Annotated in this window: 19 protein-coding genes and 1 pseudogene; 5 read left to right on the top strand and 15 right to left on the bottom strand. The window is 49.4% G+C overall.

Features of this window, described 5'->3' with window-relative positions:
- Positions 1-442 precede the first annotated feature (442 nt).
- The 12 genes from GX147_01325 to GX147_01270 all read right to left on the bottom strand — a co-directional run bounded on the left by GX147_01325 (position 443) and on the right by GX147_01270 (position 11,881).
- Positions 443-817 carry a hypothetical protein gene (locus GX147_01325; protein ID NLN59351.1) on the bottom strand — a complete coding sequence of 125 codons (375 nt, stop codon included), beginning with the start codon at positions 815-817 and terminating at the stop codon, positions 443-445.
- Between the two features lie 57 nt (positions 818-874).
- Positions 875-1,306: a V-type ATP synthase subunit K gene (locus tag GX147_01320; protein NLN59350.1), complete on the bottom strand. Its 432-nt coding sequence runs from the start codon at positions 1,304-1,306 to the stop codon at positions 875-877.
- A 97-nt stretch (positions 1,307-1,403) separates the two neighbouring features.
- Complete coding sequence (locus tag GX147_01315; protein ID NLN59349.1) at positions 1,404-3,203, bottom strand: V-type ATP synthase subunit I; 1,800 nt, start codon at positions 3,201-3,203, stop codon at positions 1,404-1,406.
- Between the two features lie 14 nt (positions 3,204-3,217).
- Complete coding sequence (locus GX147_01310) at positions 3,218-3,814, bottom strand: V-type ATP synthase subunit D (GenBank protein ID NLN59348.1); 597 nt, start codon at positions 3,812-3,814, stop codon at positions 3,218-3,220.
- Between the two features lie 10 nt (positions 3,815-3,824).
- Positions 3,825-5,120: a V-type ATP synthase subunit B gene (locus tag GX147_01305; protein NLN59347.1), complete on the bottom strand. Its 1,296-nt coding sequence runs from the start codon at positions 5,118-5,120 to the stop codon at positions 3,825-3,827.
- A 30-nt stretch (positions 5,121-5,150) separates the two neighbouring features.
- Positions 5,151-6,917, bottom strand: coding sequence for a V-type ATP synthase subunit A (locus tag GX147_01300; protein NLN59346.1), 1,767 nt, complete (start codon positions 6,915-6,917; stop codon positions 5,151-5,153).
- A gap of 34 nt (positions 6,918-6,951) precedes the next feature.
- Complete coding sequence (locus tag GX147_01295; protein NLN59345.1) at positions 6,952-7,515, bottom strand: DUF2764 family protein; 564 nt, start codon at positions 7,513-7,515, stop codon at positions 6,952-6,954.
- 3 nt (positions 7,516-7,518) lie between these two features.
- Positions 7,519-8,139 (bottom strand): V-type ATP synthase subunit E, encoded by a 621-nt coding sequence (locus GX147_01290; GenBank protein ID NLN59344.1) that lies wholly within the window; start codon positions 8,137-8,139, stop codon positions 7,519-7,521.
- Positions 8,140-8,379: 240 nt separating this feature from the next.
- Positions 8,380-8,574, bottom strand: coding sequence for a hypothetical protein (locus GX147_01285; protein NLN59343.1), 195 nt, complete (start codon positions 8,572-8,574; stop codon positions 8,380-8,382).
- A 31-nt stretch (positions 8,575-8,605) separates the two neighbouring features.
- Positions 8,606-9,514 carry a hypothetical protein gene (locus GX147_01280; GenBank protein NLN59342.1) on the bottom strand — a complete coding sequence of 303 codons (909 nt, stop codon included), beginning with the start codon at positions 9,512-9,514 and terminating at the stop codon, positions 8,606-8,608.
- 23 nt (positions 9,515-9,537) lie between these two features.
- Entirely contained in the window at positions 9,538-10,965 is a 1,428-nt protein-coding gene (gene gltA / locus GX147_01275) for an NADPH-dependent glutamate synthase (GenBank protein ID NLN59341.1), read from the bottom strand.
- Between the two features lie 40 nt (positions 10,966-11,005).
- Positions 11,006-11,881, bottom strand: coding sequence for a sulfide/dihydroorotate dehydrogenase-like FAD/NAD-binding protein (locus GX147_01270; GenBank protein ID NLN59340.1), 876 nt, complete (start codon positions 11,879-11,881; stop codon positions 11,006-11,008).
- 384 nt (positions 11,882-12,265) lie between these two features.
- Between GX147_01270 and GX147_01265 the strand changes: the two genes are divergently transcribed.
- The 3 genes from GX147_01265 (at position 12,266) to GX147_01255 (ending at position 14,698) form a co-directional block, all read left to right on the top strand.
- Positions 12,266-12,454 (top strand): hypothetical protein, encoded by a 189-nt coding sequence (locus GX147_01265; protein ID NLN59339.1) that lies wholly within the window; start codon positions 12,266-12,268, stop codon positions 12,452-12,454.
- Between the two features lie 208 nt (positions 12,455-12,662).
- Positions 12,663-13,637 (top strand): thiamine pyrophosphate-dependent dehydrogenase E1 component subunit alpha, encoded by a 975-nt coding sequence (locus GX147_01260; GenBank protein ID NLN59338.1) that lies wholly within the window; start codon positions 12,663-12,665, stop codon positions 13,635-13,637.
- A gap of 74 nt (positions 13,638-13,711) precedes the next feature.
- Positions 13,712-14,698: an alpha-ketoacid dehydrogenase subunit beta gene (locus tag GX147_01255; GenBank protein NLN59337.1), complete on the top strand. Its 987-nt coding sequence runs from the start codon at positions 13,712-13,714 to the stop codon at positions 14,696-14,698.
- A gap of 65 nt (positions 14,699-14,763) precedes the next feature.
- On the opposite strand, the pseudogene GX147_01250 reads toward GX147_01255, so the two are convergent.
- A pseudogene (locus GX147_01250) lies at positions 14,764-14,958 on the bottom strand (IS3 family transposase).
- 280 nt (positions 14,959-15,238) lie between these two features.
- Here GX147_01250 and GX147_01245 point away from each other — a divergent pair.
- Both GX147_01245 and GX147_01240 read left to right on the top strand, forming a co-directional pair.
- The gene (locus tag GX147_01245) at positions 15,239-16,273 is read left to right on the top strand and encodes a DUF91 domain-containing protein (protein ID NLN59336.1); all 1,035 of its coding nucleotides are present in this window, start codon (positions 15,239-15,241) and stop codon (positions 16,271-16,273) included.
- Between the two features lie 61 nt (positions 16,274-16,334).
- Entirely contained in the window at positions 16,335-16,922 is a 588-nt protein-coding gene (locus tag GX147_01240) for an HNH endonuclease (protein ID NLN59335.1), read from the top strand.
- A 409-nt stretch (positions 16,923-17,331) separates the two neighbouring features.
- Here GX147_01240 and GX147_01235 read toward each other — a convergent pair whose 3' ends face one another.
- Together GX147_01235 and GX147_01230 are read right to left on the bottom strand one after the other, a co-directional pair.
- Complete coding sequence (locus GX147_01235) at positions 17,332-17,916, bottom strand: NAD(P)H-dependent oxidoreductase (protein ID NLN59334.1); 585 nt, start codon at positions 17,914-17,916, stop codon at positions 17,332-17,334.
- Positions 17,917-17,986: 70 nt separating this feature from the next.
- A complete protein-coding gene (locus GX147_01230) occupies positions 17,987-18,403 on the bottom strand; it encodes a hypothetical protein (protein ID NLN59333.1) in 417 nt (138 codons plus the stop codon).
- Positions 18,404-18,864: the final 461 nt, after the last annotated feature.

Genomic DNA, 18,864 nt, shown 5'->3' with positions numbered 1-18,864 from the left:
GCATATTCTGCGAATCCGAATGTTGCCGTGATGAGTACGACGAAAGTCGCGACGATTAGTGTTTGCAATGTTTTTTTCATGGTTTTTGTCCTCCCTTTTCTTATTTTTATTTTCATGATTGCTTTTGTCTTTATATATGAAATGATCGTGCCAAGTGGGTATTCTGTTTTGATAATCTTGTAAGTGACTGGATATACGAAGGAATAAATATGACGGGTGGCAAGAGGAACGATATTTTATCCCCCATGAACCCGTTCAGTTGAAAGAAAGATTAAAACGGTTCGATGAAATGATTAGATATTTGATTGAAAGACGGGGATGCGGATTGGCATGGCGGGTTCCCGGGGCAGGGGATGAGCATTCTTCACGAACGGGCCAACAAATGCACATGCTGTAGATTGCAGAATCTGACGAGGGAGCGGATGTCGCAAATGGGGACGGGTTATTTTAGCGGAGGATCCTGTTCCTGCCTGACGTAGCGAAGAACTTTGTTGACCTTGATCTCCACAAGGGGAATCAGCGCCGGGGGAAGATCATGGGATTTGACCCAATCGGCGAATAGGTCTTTAAATACCTTGGCCATTTCTTCTTCCTCTGTGATATCCGGCAGCTTCAAATCTTTGAGGTGGTTATGAAACGTGCTGATTCCCCAAATTTCTTTCTCGAAAAAAGCGGTGTTTGCACACAGTACCGCCTGGCTGATCCCACGCTTCTTGTATTTTTCCTTGGAGGCCACAACGAGTTGCTCGATCGCTTCCACAAGATTATCCAGTTCAATGAGCAAAAAAGACTTGAACGTACTGAGATTGCTGTTCATGAGCCTCCCTGTTGATGCTGACCTGCTATGTGATGAAAATGAAAACGGTACGCATATCTATTTCAGGATTCCCATCAGGAAAACCATGATAAAAAGCGCAACGGATTCTATGAGTCCCAGAATGATGAGGTAGTTGGTGAAGCCCCTTCCCGTGCTGGTGAGTGAGTCTGCGGCCGCTGCGCCGGCTGCTCCCTGGAACCAGGACGACATGCCGATCCCGATGCCGCCGAAGAGACCCGCCCCCAAGATCAGGCCGGGGTCGGCTTTGCCTGCCGCGCCCAGAAGTTGATTCATGAGGATCATGCCATAAATGGTCTGAGTAAACGGCGCGCCGACGAAAGCCAGCAGAATAAAAGGCGCCGGTTTGTTTTCGGCGTAACATTTTTTCCATGCCCCGATCGTGGCCATACCGGCGATACCAATACCGATTGCCGACCCCGCTGCCGACAGAGCAAACGCAGCTCCGATTCCCATCTGCCCTAAAGCCATATAGTACACCCCTCTCTTTTATTCGGCGTCAAGCTTCGCCTTTATACTTTCTTTTATACAGGATTGCAAGTTGCCCTGTTCAGATAATCGGATGGCTTCAAAGTCCTTTTTTCCTGAATGGATTGTACGCGTACCCGCTCCATTCCATTCCAACTTTTCCGCCGAATTCCAGCATGTTGAGCCTCACTCCATGCACGATGACCGCCAACAGCGCCATAGCCATATTAAACGTATGGGCAAGCAGAAGAATCAACGCCGCCGCAATCGCTCCCCCGAGTCCCTCAAAGCGGGAAGCAATGACATTGAAGCTCTGCGCCACCGCCACCGTTGCAAGACCAACCGCAAACAACCGAATGTAAGAAACAAGATCCGCAAACATGCTGACACTGTTCAAGAATTTCATGGGAGACCACAGGATTCCATACAAGACACCTTTTGCGATGTTTCCCCCTTTCTGTTCCGAAAAAAATAAGACAAGGGTAAAGCCTGCGGCAAAAAGGGGTATGGTTGCGGAATGAAGGGGCACCCCTAAGACAAAGTATCTTGCAACAAAATACATGCAACAGAGGATTAAAAACCAGCCGAGTTCAGCAATTGCTGCAAGGGAAGGCATTTTTCTGACGAAGCTTATGAGGAGCCCGATCGTCAACTGTGTCATGCCGATGACAAAGCAGAGCTGCTCGATCATGGCCGTTGTATCTTTCGGGCCCAGGCTGGCGATTTCCGGTATGACCAATGCCTTGAGCAGGGGGATTTCCCCGAGTGTTTTCGAACCGAACCATGTACCGGTGATCACACCCCAGACCATCGTTGAGATACTCAGGACGGCGAGCAGGATAAATGCCTGGGGAGGGGCCTGTTTCAGTTTCATTCTCATAAAAAGGGTCAGCCCCAGGAAAATCATGCCATATCCGGCATCCCCGATAATCATGGCCGTAAAGAGGCTGAGGAAACAGAGAAAGATAAGGCTCACATCGAATTCACGGTAGCCTGGCGTGGTATCGAGGAATCGGAAAAGCGGTTGAATCACTTCAACCCATTTCGGATTTTTGATGAGTGTCGGTGGCATCTCATGATCCTGAGGATCCCGGACCAGGAGGGCCCAGTTCATTTTGGCGGCCTCCTTCCTGATGTATTCGAGCTTGTCAACGGGGATATAGCCAGATAGATAGGCAAACCTGTCCTCGGTGCCCATTGATGTGTTGACCGATTCGAATTCCAGGATCGCTGTCAATTCGTCAAGACCGTGAGTGAGAAGGGGTGTTTGGGAGGTCAGGGATGCCAGCTCATTTTTCAGATTGTCGGCATACACGTTATTTTTTTCCAGATCCGTTGCAAGACCGGACATGCTCCGTTTTGGAAAAATAAAAGGCTCCGTCGGAACGCATTGCGATGCCGTTCCATCAAAATCCGCCACGATGATGAAGGTGGCGTCCTTTGTGGCATATATTGTTAAATACGCGATGTTCTCCGGGAGAGCGTTGAACTGTTTGTTTGAGAGTTGGAAAAATCTTAGGGGGACTCCTTTTTCCCCGAGCTCTTCAACAAGGGCAGGATCGAAATCACCCCAGGGGGCAAAAATGGAAAGATCCCTTCGTATTTTTTCCCTTTCATCTTCAAGGCGCTTCAGGTCCTCTTGAATGGCGGCGATTCGCCTCGCTGTTTTTTCCGCTTCACTGAAACGGTAAGGAGTGGATTGGGCGGTACCAGGTTTGTTCTTGATCTGGGACAGGGTCAGGAGGGCCCGTTCGAAAAGCGCTTTTTTCGCTATAAGGGAATTAAGGGCCTCACTCGATCGGTCCCTTTCCAAATCGACGTGTACCAGCCCCATGTCCCTGAGCTTCAACAGGGCCTGTTCCCGGAAGGAATCCAGCACGACGACGTATATTTTTTTCATTTTGACAATCATGATTACGGAACCTTCACCAATTTGCTCTTGGCCATCTTTCCCCTTACAACGGCTGCCGTCTGCTGATCTCCGAGGTTGATCTGGATTACCCTGATGTTCTTTCTCGCTTCAGGGATTTTAATTTTTTCGAAAAGGTTCACTCTCTGCGTGGTTACATGAAGTTCTTCATCGAGAAGTTCAAGCTGTTTTTCCAGAATTTTTACCTCTTCATCGAAGGCAAGAAGTCGGGAGACGTTTTCGACAGCTGTATCGATCCACAGTGGCTGGATAAAAAGATCGTATTCGGGCAGCTCGCACTCAATCCCCCTGAATACGGGGATGTCCACTCCCGCAATATTTCCGTCTTCGATGATCAGCGATTTCATTTTTACAAATTCATCAAAACCGATCTCCTCACCAAAAACATCGATCCACGAAAAAATATCCTCCTTAAATTTATCGCGCTCCTTTTTTTTGCTTTCCAGGGAGGTCTCAACCTGCCTGATGATAAGCTGAAGTTGCTGCTTCTTAAGCATGAGGGTGGGCAGATATCGGCTGAAACGCTTCAAGCCGTCTCTCTGTTTTTTCAGCTCGTTTTTCGTCAGTTTGATTTTCGCCATTTTTTTGCTGCTATCCTTCAGGCCAGAACGTATTGAGGAGTTCTGTTCTCATGCCCGTTTCTTCAGGGGTGAAGCATTCGGCTAAAATTTCCCATCCCTTGTCGAGCGCTTTCTCCAGGGGGATGTTTACGGACAGGTCCATAAGCTGTTTTTCAAAAATCGTTCCGTACTTAAGCAGTTTGTTATCCCAGGCGGACATTCTGAAACCCATGGATTTCTTTTCGACGGACTCCCTGGAGGCGGCATAAAGTTTGATCATGCCATCCATCAGCGCCCGGTGGTCGTTCCGTGTGTTGTTGTTGACCTGTTGCTTAAGCCGCGACAGAGACCCGAATGGTTCAATCCTCCCGTTTTTCAGATAGAATTGGCCTTCAGTGATATAGCCGGTATTATCGGGGACGGGATGCGTCACGTCATCGCCGGGCATGGTGGTCACGGCAAGGATGGTGATGGAGCCCGCTCCGGCGAAGTCAACCGCCTTTTCATATCGAGAGGCAAGCTGGCTGTATAGGTCACCGGGGTAGCCCCTGTTTGAGGGGACCTGCTCCATGGTGATTGCGATTTCCTTCATTGCGTCTGCAAAATTGGTCATGTCGGTCAGGAGAACCAGCACCTTTTTCCCCTGGAGGGCAAACTGTTCCGCTACGGCAAGGGCAACATCGGGAACCAGGAGGCATTCCACGATGGGATCCGAGGCCGTATGCACGAAAAATATGGCCCTGCTGAGAGCGCCCCCTTCCTCCAGGGTTTCCTTGAAGAAAAGATAATCATCATATTTGAGCCCCATGCCGCCGAGGATAATCATATCCACCTCGGCCTGCATGGCAATCCGTGCGAGAAGTTCATTGTAAGGTTCCCCGGAAATCGAAAAAATGGGAAGTTTTTGAGATTCGACCAGCGAATTGAACACGTCGATCATGGGAATGCCTGTTCTGACCATATTTCGTGGGATGATTCGCTTCGCCGGGTTGACGGAAGGACCGGCAATCTCGATCAGGTTTTCCATTAATTCGGGACCTTTATCCCTTGGCCTGCCGCCTCCGTTAAAAATCCTGCCGAGCAGATTTTCGGAAAACGACACCTTCATGGGATGGCCCAGAAACCTGATTTCATCGCCCGTCGATATGCCCCGGGATCCGGCAAAAACCTGAAGGGAGACCTTGTCGTCATCGAGCTTGATCACTTGTGCCAGAGACTTGCCGTGGGCGGAAGTCACCTCGGCCAGATCTTCATACTTCACTCCGTCTGCGGAAACGGTGATGACATTTCCGGATATCGATTCGATCTTGCTGTAAACTTTGCGCATTTCCCCTATCCCTTATATGTTTGTTTCCAGTCATCCTGCCGCATTTTCGTCAAGACCTTTCTGTTTCGACGAGAGCAAATCCACTATCTCCCGTTCTTTTGCCGCGAATTCGTCCGTATTCCATCTTGCACCGTTGTAATCCAGGAAGAGTTGTCGCATTCGGTTAAAGTATTGCCTCGCCTCATCCTTGATCTGGAAGTCGAATTCTGCGGAGAGGATTCTGAAGACAATATCAAAAATATGTTTCTGTCTCTCGACGGAAACCGCGTTATCCACAGGATCAAAGGAATTCTGCTGCATATAAACGGAATCGAGAATGTCGCTTTTCAGGTATACGATATAGTCTTCAATGCTTGTCCCTTCTTCTCCGACGACTTTCATCATCTGGGCGACATCATTTCCGTTGAAGAGAATGTTCCAGGCGTAGTCCGTTCTGGCCGGATCAACGGATCCTCTGTATTTACTCCAGCTTTCCAGGGGATCGATGGCGGGGTATTTTCTCGCATCCGACCTTTCCCTTGAAAGGCCGTGGAAGGCCCCGACGACCTTGAGAGTTGCCTGGGTTACTGGTTCCTCAAAGTTTCCCCCTGCCGGGCTGACCGTGCCGCCGATGGTGACGGATCCGCATGAGCCATCCTTGAGTCTGACCAGTCCCGCCCTTTCATAAAAGGAGGCGATAACCGATTCAAGATAGGCGGGGAAAGCTTCTTCGCCGGGAATCTCTTCCAGGCGGCCCGACATTTCCCTCATCGCTTGCGCCCATCTGGATGTGGAGTCTGCAAGCAGGAGAACGTCCAAACCCATTTGTCTATAGTATTCGGCGAGAGTCAGGGCCGTGTATACGGAGGCCTCCCGTGCGGCAACCGGCATTGAACTCGTGTTGCAGATGATGATGGTCCGTTCCATGAGGGAATTGCCCGTTTTTGGATCCACCAGTTCAGGGAAATCTCTAAGAGTTTCAACCACCTCCCCAGCTCGTTCCCCGCAGGCCGCGATAATGACGACATCCACGTCCGCGTTGCGGCTGGTGATCTGTTGCAGGACCGTTTTGCCGGCGCCGAACGGCCCGGGAATACAATATGTGCCACCCTTTGCGACAGGGATAAAGGTGTCGATGAGTCTAACTTTGGTAATCATGGGTTCAATCGGTTTAAGGCGTTCCGCATAGGCGTCAATGGCTCGCTTTACGGGCCATTCAAATTTCATGGTGAGGGGATAAGTATTCCCTTTGGCGTCTTCGATTTCAGCGATGTTCTGAATGACCCGGTATTCCCCTTTTGGAGCAATCGATTTGACTTTATATGTATCGTACATGTTGAAGGGCACCATGATATGATGGTTGAAAATCCCCTCCGGAACGGTTCCCAGGGTATCCCCTCTTGTCACGGTGTCTCCGGTTTTAACCACAGGGGTAAACTCCCATTCCCTGTCAGGCATTGGTTCAAGATAAACACCACGGTCCAGAAAGAAACCGCACTCCTCGGCCAATTGGGGGAGAGGGTTCTGCAGGCCGTCGAAAACCTGACCCAAGAGTCCCGGGCCCAATGTCACGGACAAAAGGTTCCCCGTAAGTTCGACTGTATCGCCGACTCCGATACCACGGGTCATTTCGAATACCTGCAAGTCGGCCCGATTGCCCCTTACCCGGATTACCTCGGACTTAAGGCGCTTGGTTCCCTCCGGTGTTTCGAGCTTCACATAACCCACCTCGTTCATGAGAATTTTCCCATCAAATTCGACGGTGACCATATTACCGCTAACACCAACGACCCTGCTCGTATTTTGTACTTCCGCCATAAGAACCCCTGTAGATTAAAACATTTTCAATGAATCAATCCGATCTGTTTTTTTGCAAAACGCTTTTACCCGTGATGGCTGAATAAATCTCCTCGAAGTTGGACCGGCCTTTTTCTTTGTTTATGTTTGATTTTCTCCAGAGCAATTGCAGTTTCAGATAATACACAATCAATTTTCCAAGATCGAAATAATGGCCCGCCTCAAGGTTGTCCAGATACGTCCATCGTGCTCTTTCGAGAACCCTCTCCGCTTCGATTGGTGTTGCCGAGCCAAAGGCGTCACGTGCAAGGTTCTGCAGATCCGTTTCCATGACTCCCGGGGCAATGTACTTATCGCTGTCCACTCCTTTGCGCCCGGCCCTCATCTTTACAAGCTCATTCCGAAGGCCTCTTTCCCAGCTGTTCCATTTGGCTAAAACCGGATGGGTGGATTCATCACGGCTCGGCGGCACAAGAGAGATCCGTTTCAGTAGTTGAAAGTCCTTTTCGGTTACGGTCGATTCACAACAGACGAGAAATTCTTTTTCAGACATGAATTTCTCTGAATCATAAGAGAGCAGGGGCAGCGAGGCTACCGTGTAGTAATAGTGATTCAACAAACCTTATCCCTCCGGTTTGTCTTTCAGCCCTTCACTGAGCAGAGCCGATAATCTGGGGTTCAGCGACTCGGAGAGGACCGCTGCCATTCCTTCGGCGGAAAAATTGTGGTATGCGGAGCCATTTTTCACTGCAACAAAAAAGCCTGACTCAAGAGTTGGGGAAGGGTGTATTTCAAGACCCTTTTGAATTTCCTGGGCGAGCTTTTCCCTGAGATGCATCTCCAAATCCTGATAATCACGTACGCCAAGTACAATCTGAAGATTGGAAATATCTTCCTTCCAGGATCCGATTAGCCTGACAATGGTTTCACCCATAATTTTATCATCCATTGCGGCGGAGACCTCTTCCTTGACGATGATGTTGAAAAGATCAATTATTCTTGCCTGGAGATTCAAGATGAGATCCCGGCCTGCCTGTTTGAGAATCTCCCGGCCCGCTTGTTCCGATTTTTGCGCTTCCTCCCTCGCCTTTTCTGTAATCTGGGATGCCTCATCCTTTGCACGAGCAACAATAGCCTGCGCTTTTAACTCGGCCTCGTCGATGATGGCTGAAGCTTTGGCCTCTGCATCTTTAACCCCATCGTTCCGGATTTTTTCAATCAGTTCCTTGACATGAATTTCCATAACATTCCTCATGCAATAAATTGATTTCACTATATGGCGGGAGAGTATAGGGAAATCCATTTCACAAGTCAATGATAAAACAACCGTAGTGTCTGATTAAATAAGACACACCATTCTTAATTTTTCCGTCAAAAAAGTGGGGGGCATTGCTGTGTCATGCAGGGCAAAACCCCTTCTCCGGGCATGGTTGCCGAACGAGAAGGGGTTTTGTGGTTTCAGGGGTGGTCGCCGGCGGGCAGTTCAGAGCTTTTTCTTGGGTGCCGTCTGGAGTTCTTTGTACACTTTTTCCACAAAGCCGACGATGAGGGGATAGATCAGTTCGATCTGATCTTCGGACAGATGTTTTTTCGTCATTTCATACTTGAAGGTGGGGGCGTGTTTTTCCATGATCTGCAGCAATTTTTTCCGATCTTCAAGAAATTCTTTTGTCGCCATAGTTTGTTCAACTCCCTTTATTTTTTATTTCCTACCATTCAAGACTATCATCTAAAATGATCTTTCGACAATCCTTTTCGCTCAAGCCGTGCCAGTTGCACTGCCTGCGCATGCAGATGTAAAAATCGGCGTCGAACGAACTTCCCCTGACGTCCAGTTTGGCTGCTTTTGACCCGCACAGACCGCAATATTTCTCGCTTTGCCAGAAGCTTTCACCACAATCCGGGCAGAGCAAGTCCACCACGTCCTCTTCGTCGGGGATCATCAGTGAACATTCGCTCGTAAAGAAGTTCAGGTAAGGACTGAGTCTCAAGGAGGCCAGACGCCCCTCCCTGTCTTCGGCGACCATTGTCAGGTCCTCCCCCTGTACCAGTTTGGCGCCGCAGGTCGGACAGAAAAATTGGAGTTTCGTTCCGGTCCGGATCAATTCCAGTTGATCTTTGGGGTTTTTAAACCCTGTGATCTCCAATTCCATTTCCCGTTTTGTTTCCGGTCCAATGCCATGCCAATGGCAGTTTTTTTTCTGACAGATGAAAAAATCGATATCCTTATAGAAGGGGCGAATGATGAACCGCGCTACGGCGGAACCGCATTCATCGCATTGCATTGGCGTATCCTTCAAGGATTGATGGCAGTGGGGACAGAAAATATCCTCCACTTCCTCGTCATCTGGAATATAAATCGTGCTGGAACTTTCATGGACATTCAGATAAGGGCTGAGGCGGATCTTGCCTTTCTGGCCGGACGGTCGCCGGACATCCAGGACGACTCGATCATCTTCAATCAGTGTGTGCGAACATAGGGGACAGAAGCATGGGAGAAAGATCCCCGTATCGATTATTCGTTTATCCGTCTCTATACGTTCCGCGCTTCCGGGCGTCACTTTGTTTTTCCGGGATGCCGCCTTTTTAACCGTTTCCGGATTGGACCGTTTCGCCATGCATGAATCTCCTTTCCACGTTGTCAGGTCTCTGGGGCGTCTTTAATTCCCATGATCAGTTTGTGGATGGCCTGGGCGGACTCTCGGCCGGCACCCATCGCCGAGATGACCGTGGCCGACCCCGTGACGATATCACCTCCCGCAAAGACGCGGGGTTTCGATGTAAGGCCCGTGACCGGATCCACGATATAGTAGCCCTTCGAGTTTAATTTCAGATCCGGTGTCGTTGATGAAAGCACCGGATTTGCGCCGGCGCCGACCGCGACCACGACCGTATCAAAGTCAAGAATCTGTTCCGATCCGGCAATGGGAATGACATTCCGGCGCCCGGAATCATCCGGTTCGGTCAGTTCCATGCGGATGCACTCGATCCCTTTGACCCAGTTCTGTTCGTTCGCCAGATAACGGATCGGATTTGTCAGATAATGAAAGATGATGCCTTCCTCCTCGGCCCGGATGACTTCATCCAGGCGGGCAGGCATTTCCCTTCTTGAGCGGCGATACAGGACGGTCACCATCTTTGCGCCGAGGCGCAGGGCCGTTCGCGCGCAGTCCATGGCCACGTTACCGCCACCGATGACGGCGACCTGGTTGCCCACATAAACCGGGGTGTCCGCGTCGGGGAACTCGTACCCTTTCATCAGGTTGACCCGGGTGAGAAATTCGTTTGCTGAAAGGATTCCATTGAGATTTTCTCCGGGGATGCCCATGAAGACTGGAAGTCCCGCGCCAACACCCAGGTAGACGGCTTCAAAACCCCGCTCGAACAGTTCATCAACGGTAAAAAGCTTACCGATGATCATGTCGGTGTAAATCTTGACGCCGAGGGACCTGAGGTAATCGACCTCGCGCTTGACGATTGCTTTGGGAAGGCGGAATTCCGGAATGCCATAGATGAGCACGCCGCCCGATTCATGGAGGGCTTCAAAGATGGTCACGTCATGCCCCAGGAGGGCCAGATCGGCGGCCACGGTCAATCCGGAGGGGCCCGAACCGACGACGGCGACCTTTTTCCCCGTGAGCTTGGCCGGGTTTTTTGCCTCGGCCAGTGGCTGGGTGTACTCATAATCGGCGGCGAAACGTTCCAGATTGCCGATACCGACGGGTTCTCCTTTCAATCCCAGGATACACATTTTTTCGCATTGATCCTCCTGGGGACATACCCTTCCACAGACCGCTGGAAGGGAATTCTTTTCCTTGATCTTATAAATAGCCTCAAGAAATTTACCCTCTTTAATCAGCTTGATAAAAGCCGGAATATCGATACCGACAGGGCATCCATCCACGCATTTCGGATTCTTGCACATGATGCAGCGGGATGCTTCTCGCCGGGCTGCTCGTGGATCGTAACCCAGGGGCACTTCCGTAAAGTTGCGTATCCGGGATGAGACGTTCTGTTCTGGCATTTTCTGTCTGTTGATTTTTTCAGTCTGGGCTTTTTCCTCCATCATTGCGTCCCCTTCCTGGCTGTGAGTGAGGTGATTTGCAGATTTATCTGACAGAGAACAGGAGGGATTCCCGTTCCTGATTCAGGTACATGCCTTTTCTTTTGAGCAGTTCATCGAAGTCGACAAGATGGCCGTTGAAGCTTGGTCCGTCCACGCAGGCGAAACGGGTTTGCCCTCCGGCGGTGACACGGCAACAGCCGCACATACCGGTTCCGTCCACCATGATCGGGTTGAGACTGACCATGGTCTTGATCTGGAAAAGCCGTGTGATGCCGCAGACCGCCTTCATCATGGCCAGTGGACCGATGGCCCAGACCAGTTTTACGTCATGAGATGTTTTCAAGTAATTCATGAGGGCTTCCGTCACGATGCCCTTTTGTCCGCAACTGCCGTCATCGGTGGTAAGGATGAGTTCATCGCAAAGAGCTCCCATTTCCTCCTTCAGTATGATGAGATCTTTTTCTCTGGCACCGACAATGCCGACCAGATAATTGTCGAGGGCCCGGTAAGCTTGGGTGATGTGGTAGAGAACAGCGGTTCCTGTCCCGCCGCCCACCATGACCACCTTGCCGACTTTTTCGATTTCGTCCGGCTGACCGAGCGGTCCGACGACATCCTTGAACCGATCCCCGACTTTCATGTTGCGCATCAGGGCCGTGGTTTTGCCCACAACCTGATAGTAAATGGTGATGGTGCCTTTGGTGAGGTCTTTTTCCGTAATGGTCATGGGTACCCGTTCACCGGCTTCATTAACGCGCAGAATGATGAACTGGCCGGCCTTAGCCTTACGGGCAATAAGTGGCGCTTCGATGACCATCTTGCAGATGGTCCTTTTAGCCAGAAGCTCTTTCTCAACGATGGTAAACGGGTCTGGAGAAATGGGAACTTGTTGACGCGGGTGCTCCTTTTTACTGTTCATGCGCAAATACCCCCATAAAAGTTGTATTCATACCGGTTGCGCTCAATTCCCGTGCGGCGTTGGCCTTGCCCCGGGTCAGTTGAGGCCAAAGCCCCGGATGATCCGTGGGGGAACGACAGCAATGTTCTTGAATGCAACTGCGTATAAATCAGAAATTAAAGGGAACTCTGTTCAGATTACCTGATTATTTTGAAACCCCGAACCTTTCTTGACATAGATTGTGTGAGAGAAAAAATATGTTTCCCATAACGTTAAAACGAAGCGCGGTAGGAACTGACACAATTTTAATATACCGTCTGGAAAAATCTGTGTCAAAGGGATTTTTTGTGTTGATGAAGGTGTTTCACTCCGCAGAGCCGGTGAATGTATCAAGAGATGTAGAGAATGACGCATCATAAGGGTGACATCCAGGCTGATTGTGATCCGGATGATATGTCCGTTTCCCATAGCTATGCCGACACGTTCCATGGTGGCTGGAATGCGTTACACCGGATCAATTGCCGGCATCGCTGTTGGCACAGAGGGGGTTGCGATCAGGAATTCTTCTCTGTCGTAACGGTAAAGGGTGCCTAGGGAGACGTGTGGGTTTATTCACCACCAATAACTGTAAGGGTGGCAGATTGTGATTAATACAGTACTCTTGTATAAGACCAAGGAAGAGGTGTGAGGTTTCCGATTAGTCTGTTCTTTTCATAGACTAAGCGCTTAGCGTGTTTTAAGATAGCGAGCTTGTCGGCACGACCTGCAAGCAATTAGAAAAACGGAAAGGAGAATGAAAATCATGCAGCAAGCCATGTTGGATCCAGATATTCGAAAGGCGCTGTACAGCGACATGGTACTCATCCGTAAATTTGAAGAAAGGATTATAGAATTATCCCGGGAAAAAGCGCGCGTGGTCGGCATGCAAATTCTTGCTGTGGGCCAGGAGGCCGTGGCTGCGGGCGTTATAAAAGCGCTTCAATCCGAGGATGTAATTGTCTCCAACCACCGCAGCCACGGGCATTTGCTGGCTAAAGGTGCGGATCCAAAACGGCTGATGGCAGAAATTATGACCAAGGCTACCGGGGTAAACAAGGGCAAAGCAGGCACCTTGCACCTTACCGTACCATCCGTTAATGCCATCATGACCTCAACGGTAGTAGGTGCATCACCCCCTCTTGCGATGGGAGCAGCGTTTGCTCAACAATATCTGGGCCGGCCGCACATCACCGTGGTGTTTTTTGGTGATGGTGCTGCAGCGGAAGGAAGCGTGCACGAAGCCATGAACATGGCCGCTCTTTGGAAACTTCCGATTCTTTTTGTCTGCGAGAACAATGCATGGGCCGGAGCCCAGTGTCTGGCCGATCATTCGTGCATTAAAGATATCTTCAAACGCGCACAAGCCTATAACATGCCGGGCGAAGCTGTTGATGGAAACGATGCGGAAGCTGTTTACGGCCTGTCACTTAAAATGGCGGATTACTGCCGCAGCGGTAATGGGCCGGTCCTGATCGAAGCTGTTACGTATCGTATGCGGGGGCATGGCGAACATGATGTAGGACATTACATGGACAAAGCCGAGTTAAATGAGTGGGCCGGGCGCTGTCCGGTCAGAAGGTTACGGGAACGCTTGGTGAAAGAAGGGATCCTGTCACCACGGCAGTGCGATGCCATTGAAGCTGAAATGATTGACAAGGTGGATGCCGCTGTAGCATTTGGCGATCAAAGTCCGTTTCCCGAACCAGAAGCAGCGCTTGAAGATTTGTGGGTTTCTTAACGTGTTTTATCCAGGTTGCCGCAGCAGGTATTTTTTAGTACCGCAACGGCTATAACTCTTAAAGGAGGCTTTATATGGCTATAATATCATTCGGCCAAGCTTTGAACCAGGCACTGGACCTGGCTTTATCTGTGGATGAGACTGTTTTTGTGGCCGGTGAAGGCGTTGGCACCTCGATTCATCTGGATCCGAGGCTTCCGACTTTCGGCCTGCTTGATAAATACGGTACCCGCCGGATCAAAGATACACCGGTCAGCGAGGCAGCCATTGTCGGTCTTGCAGTTGGCGCTTCAGCCATGGGGTTAACACCGGTAATAGAGATCATGTTTTTCCCATTTATGACGCTGGCGTCTGACATGCTGGTCAATCATGCTGCCAAACTTCGTTATATGAGCGGCGGCCAAAGTACTTTCCCCATGACGGTGCGCGTCAAAGCCGGCGTCAATTTCGGGGCCGGTTGTCAACATTCTCACAACCTGGAAGCCTGGATTGCACACAGCCCCGGGCTTAAGCTCGTTTTTCCCAGTACGCCGGCGGATGCTAAAGGTTTGCTTTTAAGTGCCATATTCGATCCCAATCCCGTGGTGTTTGTCGACGAGTTGCCCCTTTACTGGATGCAAGGTGAGGTACCAGAAGGAGATCTACGTATCCCCATAGGAAAAGCCAAATTGGTTAGGGCGGGTACGGATTGTACGATAGTTACCTACGGCGGGTGCGTTTATACGGCACTAGAGGCTGCTGGCATTCTGGCTGAAGACGGTATTTCTCTTGAAATAATCGACCTTCGTACGCTAGTGCCGCTGGACAAAACAACCTTGCTGGATTCAGTTCGAAAGACTGGTCGTCTGTTGGTGCTGCATGATGCCTCCCGATTCTGTGGGTTCGGAGCAGAAATTGCAGCGATTGCCGCAGAAGAAGCTTTTAACGCCCTTAAGGCTCCTATTGTCCGGATAGCAGCGCCTGACATTCCTGTGCCGGTATCACCGCCCCAAGAAGCTTTTTATAAGCCGAAGTCGGAGCAAGTTGTTATGGCTGCTCGACGTCTTGTTGCGCAAGAATAGTCAGCTTGCTCAATAAATGCGAGGGGGGATCCCCTTCGGTTTTGGGCCAAAACTGAGGTTGGTCGTCAATAGCGGACACCAAAACGTTGGTCAGTACATTGTTCTTTGACAAAGTTTTTTTGAAACGCTGCGGGAGAAAGATACCCCAACCGCGCCTGTCGCCTTTGGCGATTGTAGAACATTTCAATATATTCAGTGATCTCTTTTTGGGCCTCCTGCCGAGTTGCATATCTTCGATGATGAACCAACTCGTTTTTCAAAATCCCCCGGAAGCCTTCATCGGAATTAAAAAAAGCGTCCGGGGGGCTTTGTAATTTGCGAACATCCGGAGACATCACAAAAGAAATTCCTCAATATTTTTTGCCCCAAGTTGCCATGGATGGGTTTGCCCACCGAAGGATGCCGAGTACTCAAAGTTGAATTTATTTGATTTTTAAGCACTTCTTTCTTGGCATTCTTTTCAAAAAAGAGTCATAATGCCTCCACAAACCGAAAAAACCAAGTTGGTATATTAATTGTTAGCACGAGAAAGGATAAACGATGGGTACCGAGATAAAGACGTGGCAGATTGTGGACGGCAAGCTCCAATCCATCGCCACCAACTTGAAGAATGAGGGCCGTACGGAACCGTACGACTTGGAGCCGTGGCTGGAATCCAATCCCGCAATTCTCGGGCCTGACATTGTTATCATCGGCCGTCAGACGATGTCGAAGTCCGGCCCGATGGATCTCCTTGGAATTGACAAGACCGGAAACGTTGTCATTATCGAGATAAAAAGAGATAAACTCCCTCGTGGGGCCCTTACCCAGGCAATCGACTATGCGTCCGACGCTGCCGGATGGACAATCGAAAAGCTCGGCGAAATCTGTTCGGAATACTCCGGCAAGAGTCTGGAGGAAACTCTCACCGAGTCCTTTCCTGATATCGACGTTGAAACCCTCACCATAAACGACACTCAACGAATCATTTTGGTAGGGTTCTCGGTCGAGTCAGCCTTGGAGCGGATGATCGAATGGCTATCTGACAATTTTAGCGTCAACATCAACGCTGTTGTCTTGAACTACGTCAAAACGGCTGGCGGAGACGAACTCCTCATCAAGACCTCGATTATTTCTGAGGAGTTCGAGCAGGAGCGCGTGAAGAAGCAGAAGAAGTTCCAAATTCCAATGTCGGATGAACCCGGCACATACCCACAGGAAAAGTTGCATAAGCTGCTCCGCGAGTACCTTTCACGACAGAGAGTTACGAACCAACGGCTCCGAGATGTGCTACTTCCTGTTCTCCTGAAGCGGAAGTCGTTGACTCGCGAGCAACTCAAGAAAGAGTTGCTCGAATACGACACGACGTTAGATGCGTCGAAGGTCGGATATCACCTGACGACGATGTCTTCCCAACTCGGGATGATGAAGAACGACTTTCTGCGGCAAGTCGTTGTCTATGAATATCCGAACTATGCATGGGAGAAAGACAACTTCTCGATTCGGGAGGAATTCAAAGACTTGGTCCGTGAAGTCCTTGATGAGATCAAAGATAAAAACAGTGCGAACAAAGCAATGGACAGCGACAAGAAATAGCCGCGCTCGCGCGGCCATTTCTTGCGCGTCATTGCCGCCGTTAGCCTTCAGGTAGCCATTTATGCCAGAAATCAAAACGGTAAAAGAACATATCGCTTGGTCTTATGCTAATTTGGCTGGTGCTCACAACGCGGTTGAAGTTGGCGCCAAAAAATATGGTCGACTTCAGTATATGATTCGCGCACGCCTTTTTAAAGGTTTAGCATCTGGATCCATGAGTGTGGGTTCTATATATGATGATGAGAAAATAAAATACAAGTATCCAAAATCGTGTTGCTACTGCGGCAGCATTGAGCGCTTAAACATGGATCATCTAATTCCAAGAAACAGGGGTGGACTTGATCACGCGGATAACATTGTATGGGCATGCACCTCATGCAACAGCTCTAAACGAGACCAGGATGTCCTGTCTTGGCTAAAAAAGAAAAATGTGGTGCCGTCAATACTATTGCTTCGTCGCTACCTAAAATTGGTGCTCAGGTACTGTACGGAACTAAATATTCTTGAATTCCCGTTAGAGGAAGCTTACAAATTGGATTTACCATTTGAACTTAAAAACCTTCCATACAAGCTCGAAGATCTAGGGGAAAGAGCATTATGGGTGGAGCCTATTTCGTCTGCTGAGAAGCTGGAGGCAATTAAGGGCTAACAAAGCACTGCACTGGACGGCTATTCCGCTTCGCTTCATATCAGCAGGTGAACTTGCCGTTCGCTTTCTGAAACCATTATTGACGTCATAACGTTTTGACGCTATAATGTCACAAAGATTGGAGGTGGCATTATGGCAACACCCGCAAAAAAAGCCACCGTGTATTTCGACCCTTCCATACATAAGGCACTGAAACTAAAATCAATAGAAACATCGAAATCAATATCAGACCTTGTCAATGACGCTGTCAAGGCAGCGCTTGCTGAGGATGCTAAGGATCGGCCTCCCGTATTTCCGTAAGCTTCCCCTGGGTAGTGGCCGAGGGCCCGGGGCCAGAATGCCGCCCCACGGGCTGGGAGGGTCACCTTGTTCCTTGTTCATGATCTGGGTTCCCAGCGTCACGATTCGATTACTGTCTGAACAGACGCTCTACGGCACTTCTGAACTTTGAAATCATGACCCGCCGTTCATCGTCTGTGACGTACGGTACGGCTGTAAAATAATTATGTCCGATCAGTTCCATGCCGCAAAATTGAAAAATGCCGATATCCGTTAAATTGTGCATGCTCTGGAATACCCCGGACTCAATGTTGGTTTGCTCGTCTGCCCCAGTTGTATTGACGAGATAGACTTTTTTCCCGACCAAAAGCCCCCTGGAGCCAGATTCATCAACAGTATAGGCGAAGCCGAATGAAAAGACACGGTCGATGTAGCCCTTCAGAATGGCCGGCATACCTGACCACCATATGGGATAGACAAAGATGATCACATCGGCCCAGCGGATAAAGTCCTGCTCAACCCGGATATCCTCGGGAGGCGTTCCCTTTTCCAAGGACTGCATATCGTTTTCGGTTAATGCTGGATTGAAATGAAGGGCATAAAGATCACGTAGTTCAACCTGATGCCTTTCGGCCAACGTATCCGTCAGAATGTCCAGCAGGACATGATTGAAGCTGTTGGGGTTGTAGTGGCTGTAAACGATGAGATAATTCATAATGCTCCCCCTTTATCGGCGTTTTAGCGTTGTTGATGACATTCATGCATTGACTGAATAACCGGTCGACTCAATTCAAGTGCTGCTTGTCTTTTTTTGTTTTATCACGCTCCCCTTGGACTTTGTCTAAAATGTCTTCGAGAATACTGCCACGCTCTATCGGATAAAAATTATTAGACATGTGGTAGAGGATGTTCCCATCCTTGTCGTATCCGGCGAATTCGGGATGTGTGAACATGTGTTGATCGCATTCCAGGATGAAAATGTTGATTTCGTAGTCGAGCAGATCCGCCAGACGGGTTAATTCGAGGGGTGAAATGTTCATGAAGTTGAGCCGCTCCTTTTTTCCTTTTTCCGTAAATACGGTTTTAATGGAGACGCTGACTCTTTTCTGATCAAGAATCAGAAAGTTCTGATCGAAGTAATACGTGCCGAAAGAATCCTTCCTGGATTCTACCCATTCGTAATTCCCCAGTTTTTCCAGCATGAAATCTCTCCTATTCGATTATTACATAATATTTCCCGGGAAGGACAGGACCTCTGCTCAGCGTAGAAAACGACTTCGCACATTTTGTTGGTCCCGACAACGCTTCACATTTGAATACTCTGGACGTATTTCCGCGGTATCTAGTATATCTTCAAGGGACTGTCAAGAATTATGGAAAAATCCTGGTGTTTCAGCAATCGCTGGCTTTACTATAAGCCGTAAGGTGAGGGCATGCGTTAAGGCCCCAGGGATGTAAGTTTCTGGATACGGATCCTGGGATGAGAGAGAGGAAAGGTTTTCCCGACGGTATGCTTCGGAGCGCTTTGACGGCGAAGGTGACCTTACCCCAAAATATGTACCAAGTTCAAAATGAGTCCTTGTTCCTGTAGCATAGTTTGATGTTCTTTGATAAATTCATAAGGCGTTTTATCTCCCAGAGAGCTGTGCGGCCGAACTTCATT

This window comes from Deltaproteobacteria bacterium (genome assembly GCA_012522415.1).
Taxonomy (GTDB): Bacteria; Desulfobacterota; Syntrophia; order Syntrophales; family JAAYKM01; genus JAAYKM01.
The sequence above is the reverse complement of the archived record's forward strand: the minus strand, read 5'-3'. Positions and strand labels throughout refer to the sequence as shown.

Excerpts from the sequence above, each read along its gene's own strand:
- GX147_01300 (NLN59346.1), bottom strand. The coding sequence starts at position 6,917 with ATGGCGGAAGTACAAAATACGAGCAGGGTCGTTGGTGTTAGCGGTAAT.
- GX147_01320 (NLN59350.1), bottom strand. The coding sequence starts at position 1,306 with ATGGCTTTAGGGCAGATGGGAATCGGAGCTGCGTTTGCTCTGTCGGCA.
- GX147_01245 (NLN59336.1), top strand. The coding sequence starts at position 15,239 with ATGGGTACCGAGATAAAGACGTGGCAGATTGTGGACGGCAAGCTCCAA.
- GX147_01270 (NLN59340.1), bottom strand. The coding sequence starts at position 11,881 with ATGAACAGTAAAAAGGAGCACCCGCGTCAACAAGTTCCCATTTCTCCA.
- GX147_01260 (NLN59338.1), top strand. The coding sequence starts at position 12,663 with ATGCAGCAAGCCATGTTGGATCCAGATATTCGAAAGGCGCTGTACAGC.
- GX147_01310 (NLN59348.1), bottom strand. The coding sequence starts at position 3,814 with ATGGCGAAAATCAAACTGACGAAAAACGAGCTGAAAAAACAGAGAGAC.
- GX147_01285 (NLN59343.1), bottom strand. The coding sequence starts at position 8,574 with ATGGCGACAAAAGAATTTCTTGAAGATCGGAAAAAATTGCTGCAGATC.
- GX147_01315 (NLN59349.1), bottom strand. The coding sequence starts at position 3,203 with ATGAAAAAAATATACGTCGTCGTGCTGGATTCCTTCCGGGAACAGGCC.
- GX147_01230 (NLN59333.1), bottom strand. The coding sequence starts at position 18,403 with ATGCTGGAAAAACTGGGGAATTACGAATGGGTAGAATCCAGGAAGGAT.
- GX147_01265 (NLN59339.1), top strand. The coding sequence starts at position 12,266 with ATGACGCATCATAAGGGTGACATCCAGGCTGATTGTGATCCGGATGAT.
- GX147_01240 (NLN59335.1), top strand. The coding sequence starts at position 16,335 with ATGCCAGAAATCAAAACGGTAAAAGAACATATCGCTTGGTCTTATGCT.
- GX147_01280 (NLN59342.1), bottom strand. The coding sequence starts at position 9,514 with ATGGCGAAACGGTCCAATCCGGAAACGGTTAAAAAGGCGGCATCCCGG.
- GX147_01325 (NLN59351.1), bottom strand. The coding sequence starts at position 817 with ATGAACAGCAATCTCAGTACGTTCAAGTCTTTTTTGCTCATTGAACTG.
- GX147_01305 (NLN59347.1), bottom strand. The coding sequence starts at position 5,120 with ATGCGCAAAGTTTACAGCAAGATCGAATCGATATCCGGAAATGTCATC.
- GX147_01290 (NLN59344.1), bottom strand. The coding sequence starts at position 8,139 with ATGGAAATTCATGTCAAGGAACTGATTGAAAAAATCCGGAACGATGGG.
- GX147_01235 (NLN59334.1), bottom strand. The coding sequence starts at position 17,916 with ATGAATTATCTCATCGTTTACAGCCACTACAACCCCAACAGCTTCAAT.
- GX147_01255 (NLN59337.1), top strand. The coding sequence starts at position 13,712 with ATGGCTATAATATCATTCGGCCAAGCTTTGAACCAGGCACTGGACCTG.
- gltA (NLN59341.1), bottom strand. The coding sequence starts at position 10,965 with ATGATGGAGGAAAAAGCCCAGACTGAAAAAATCAACAGACAGAAAATG.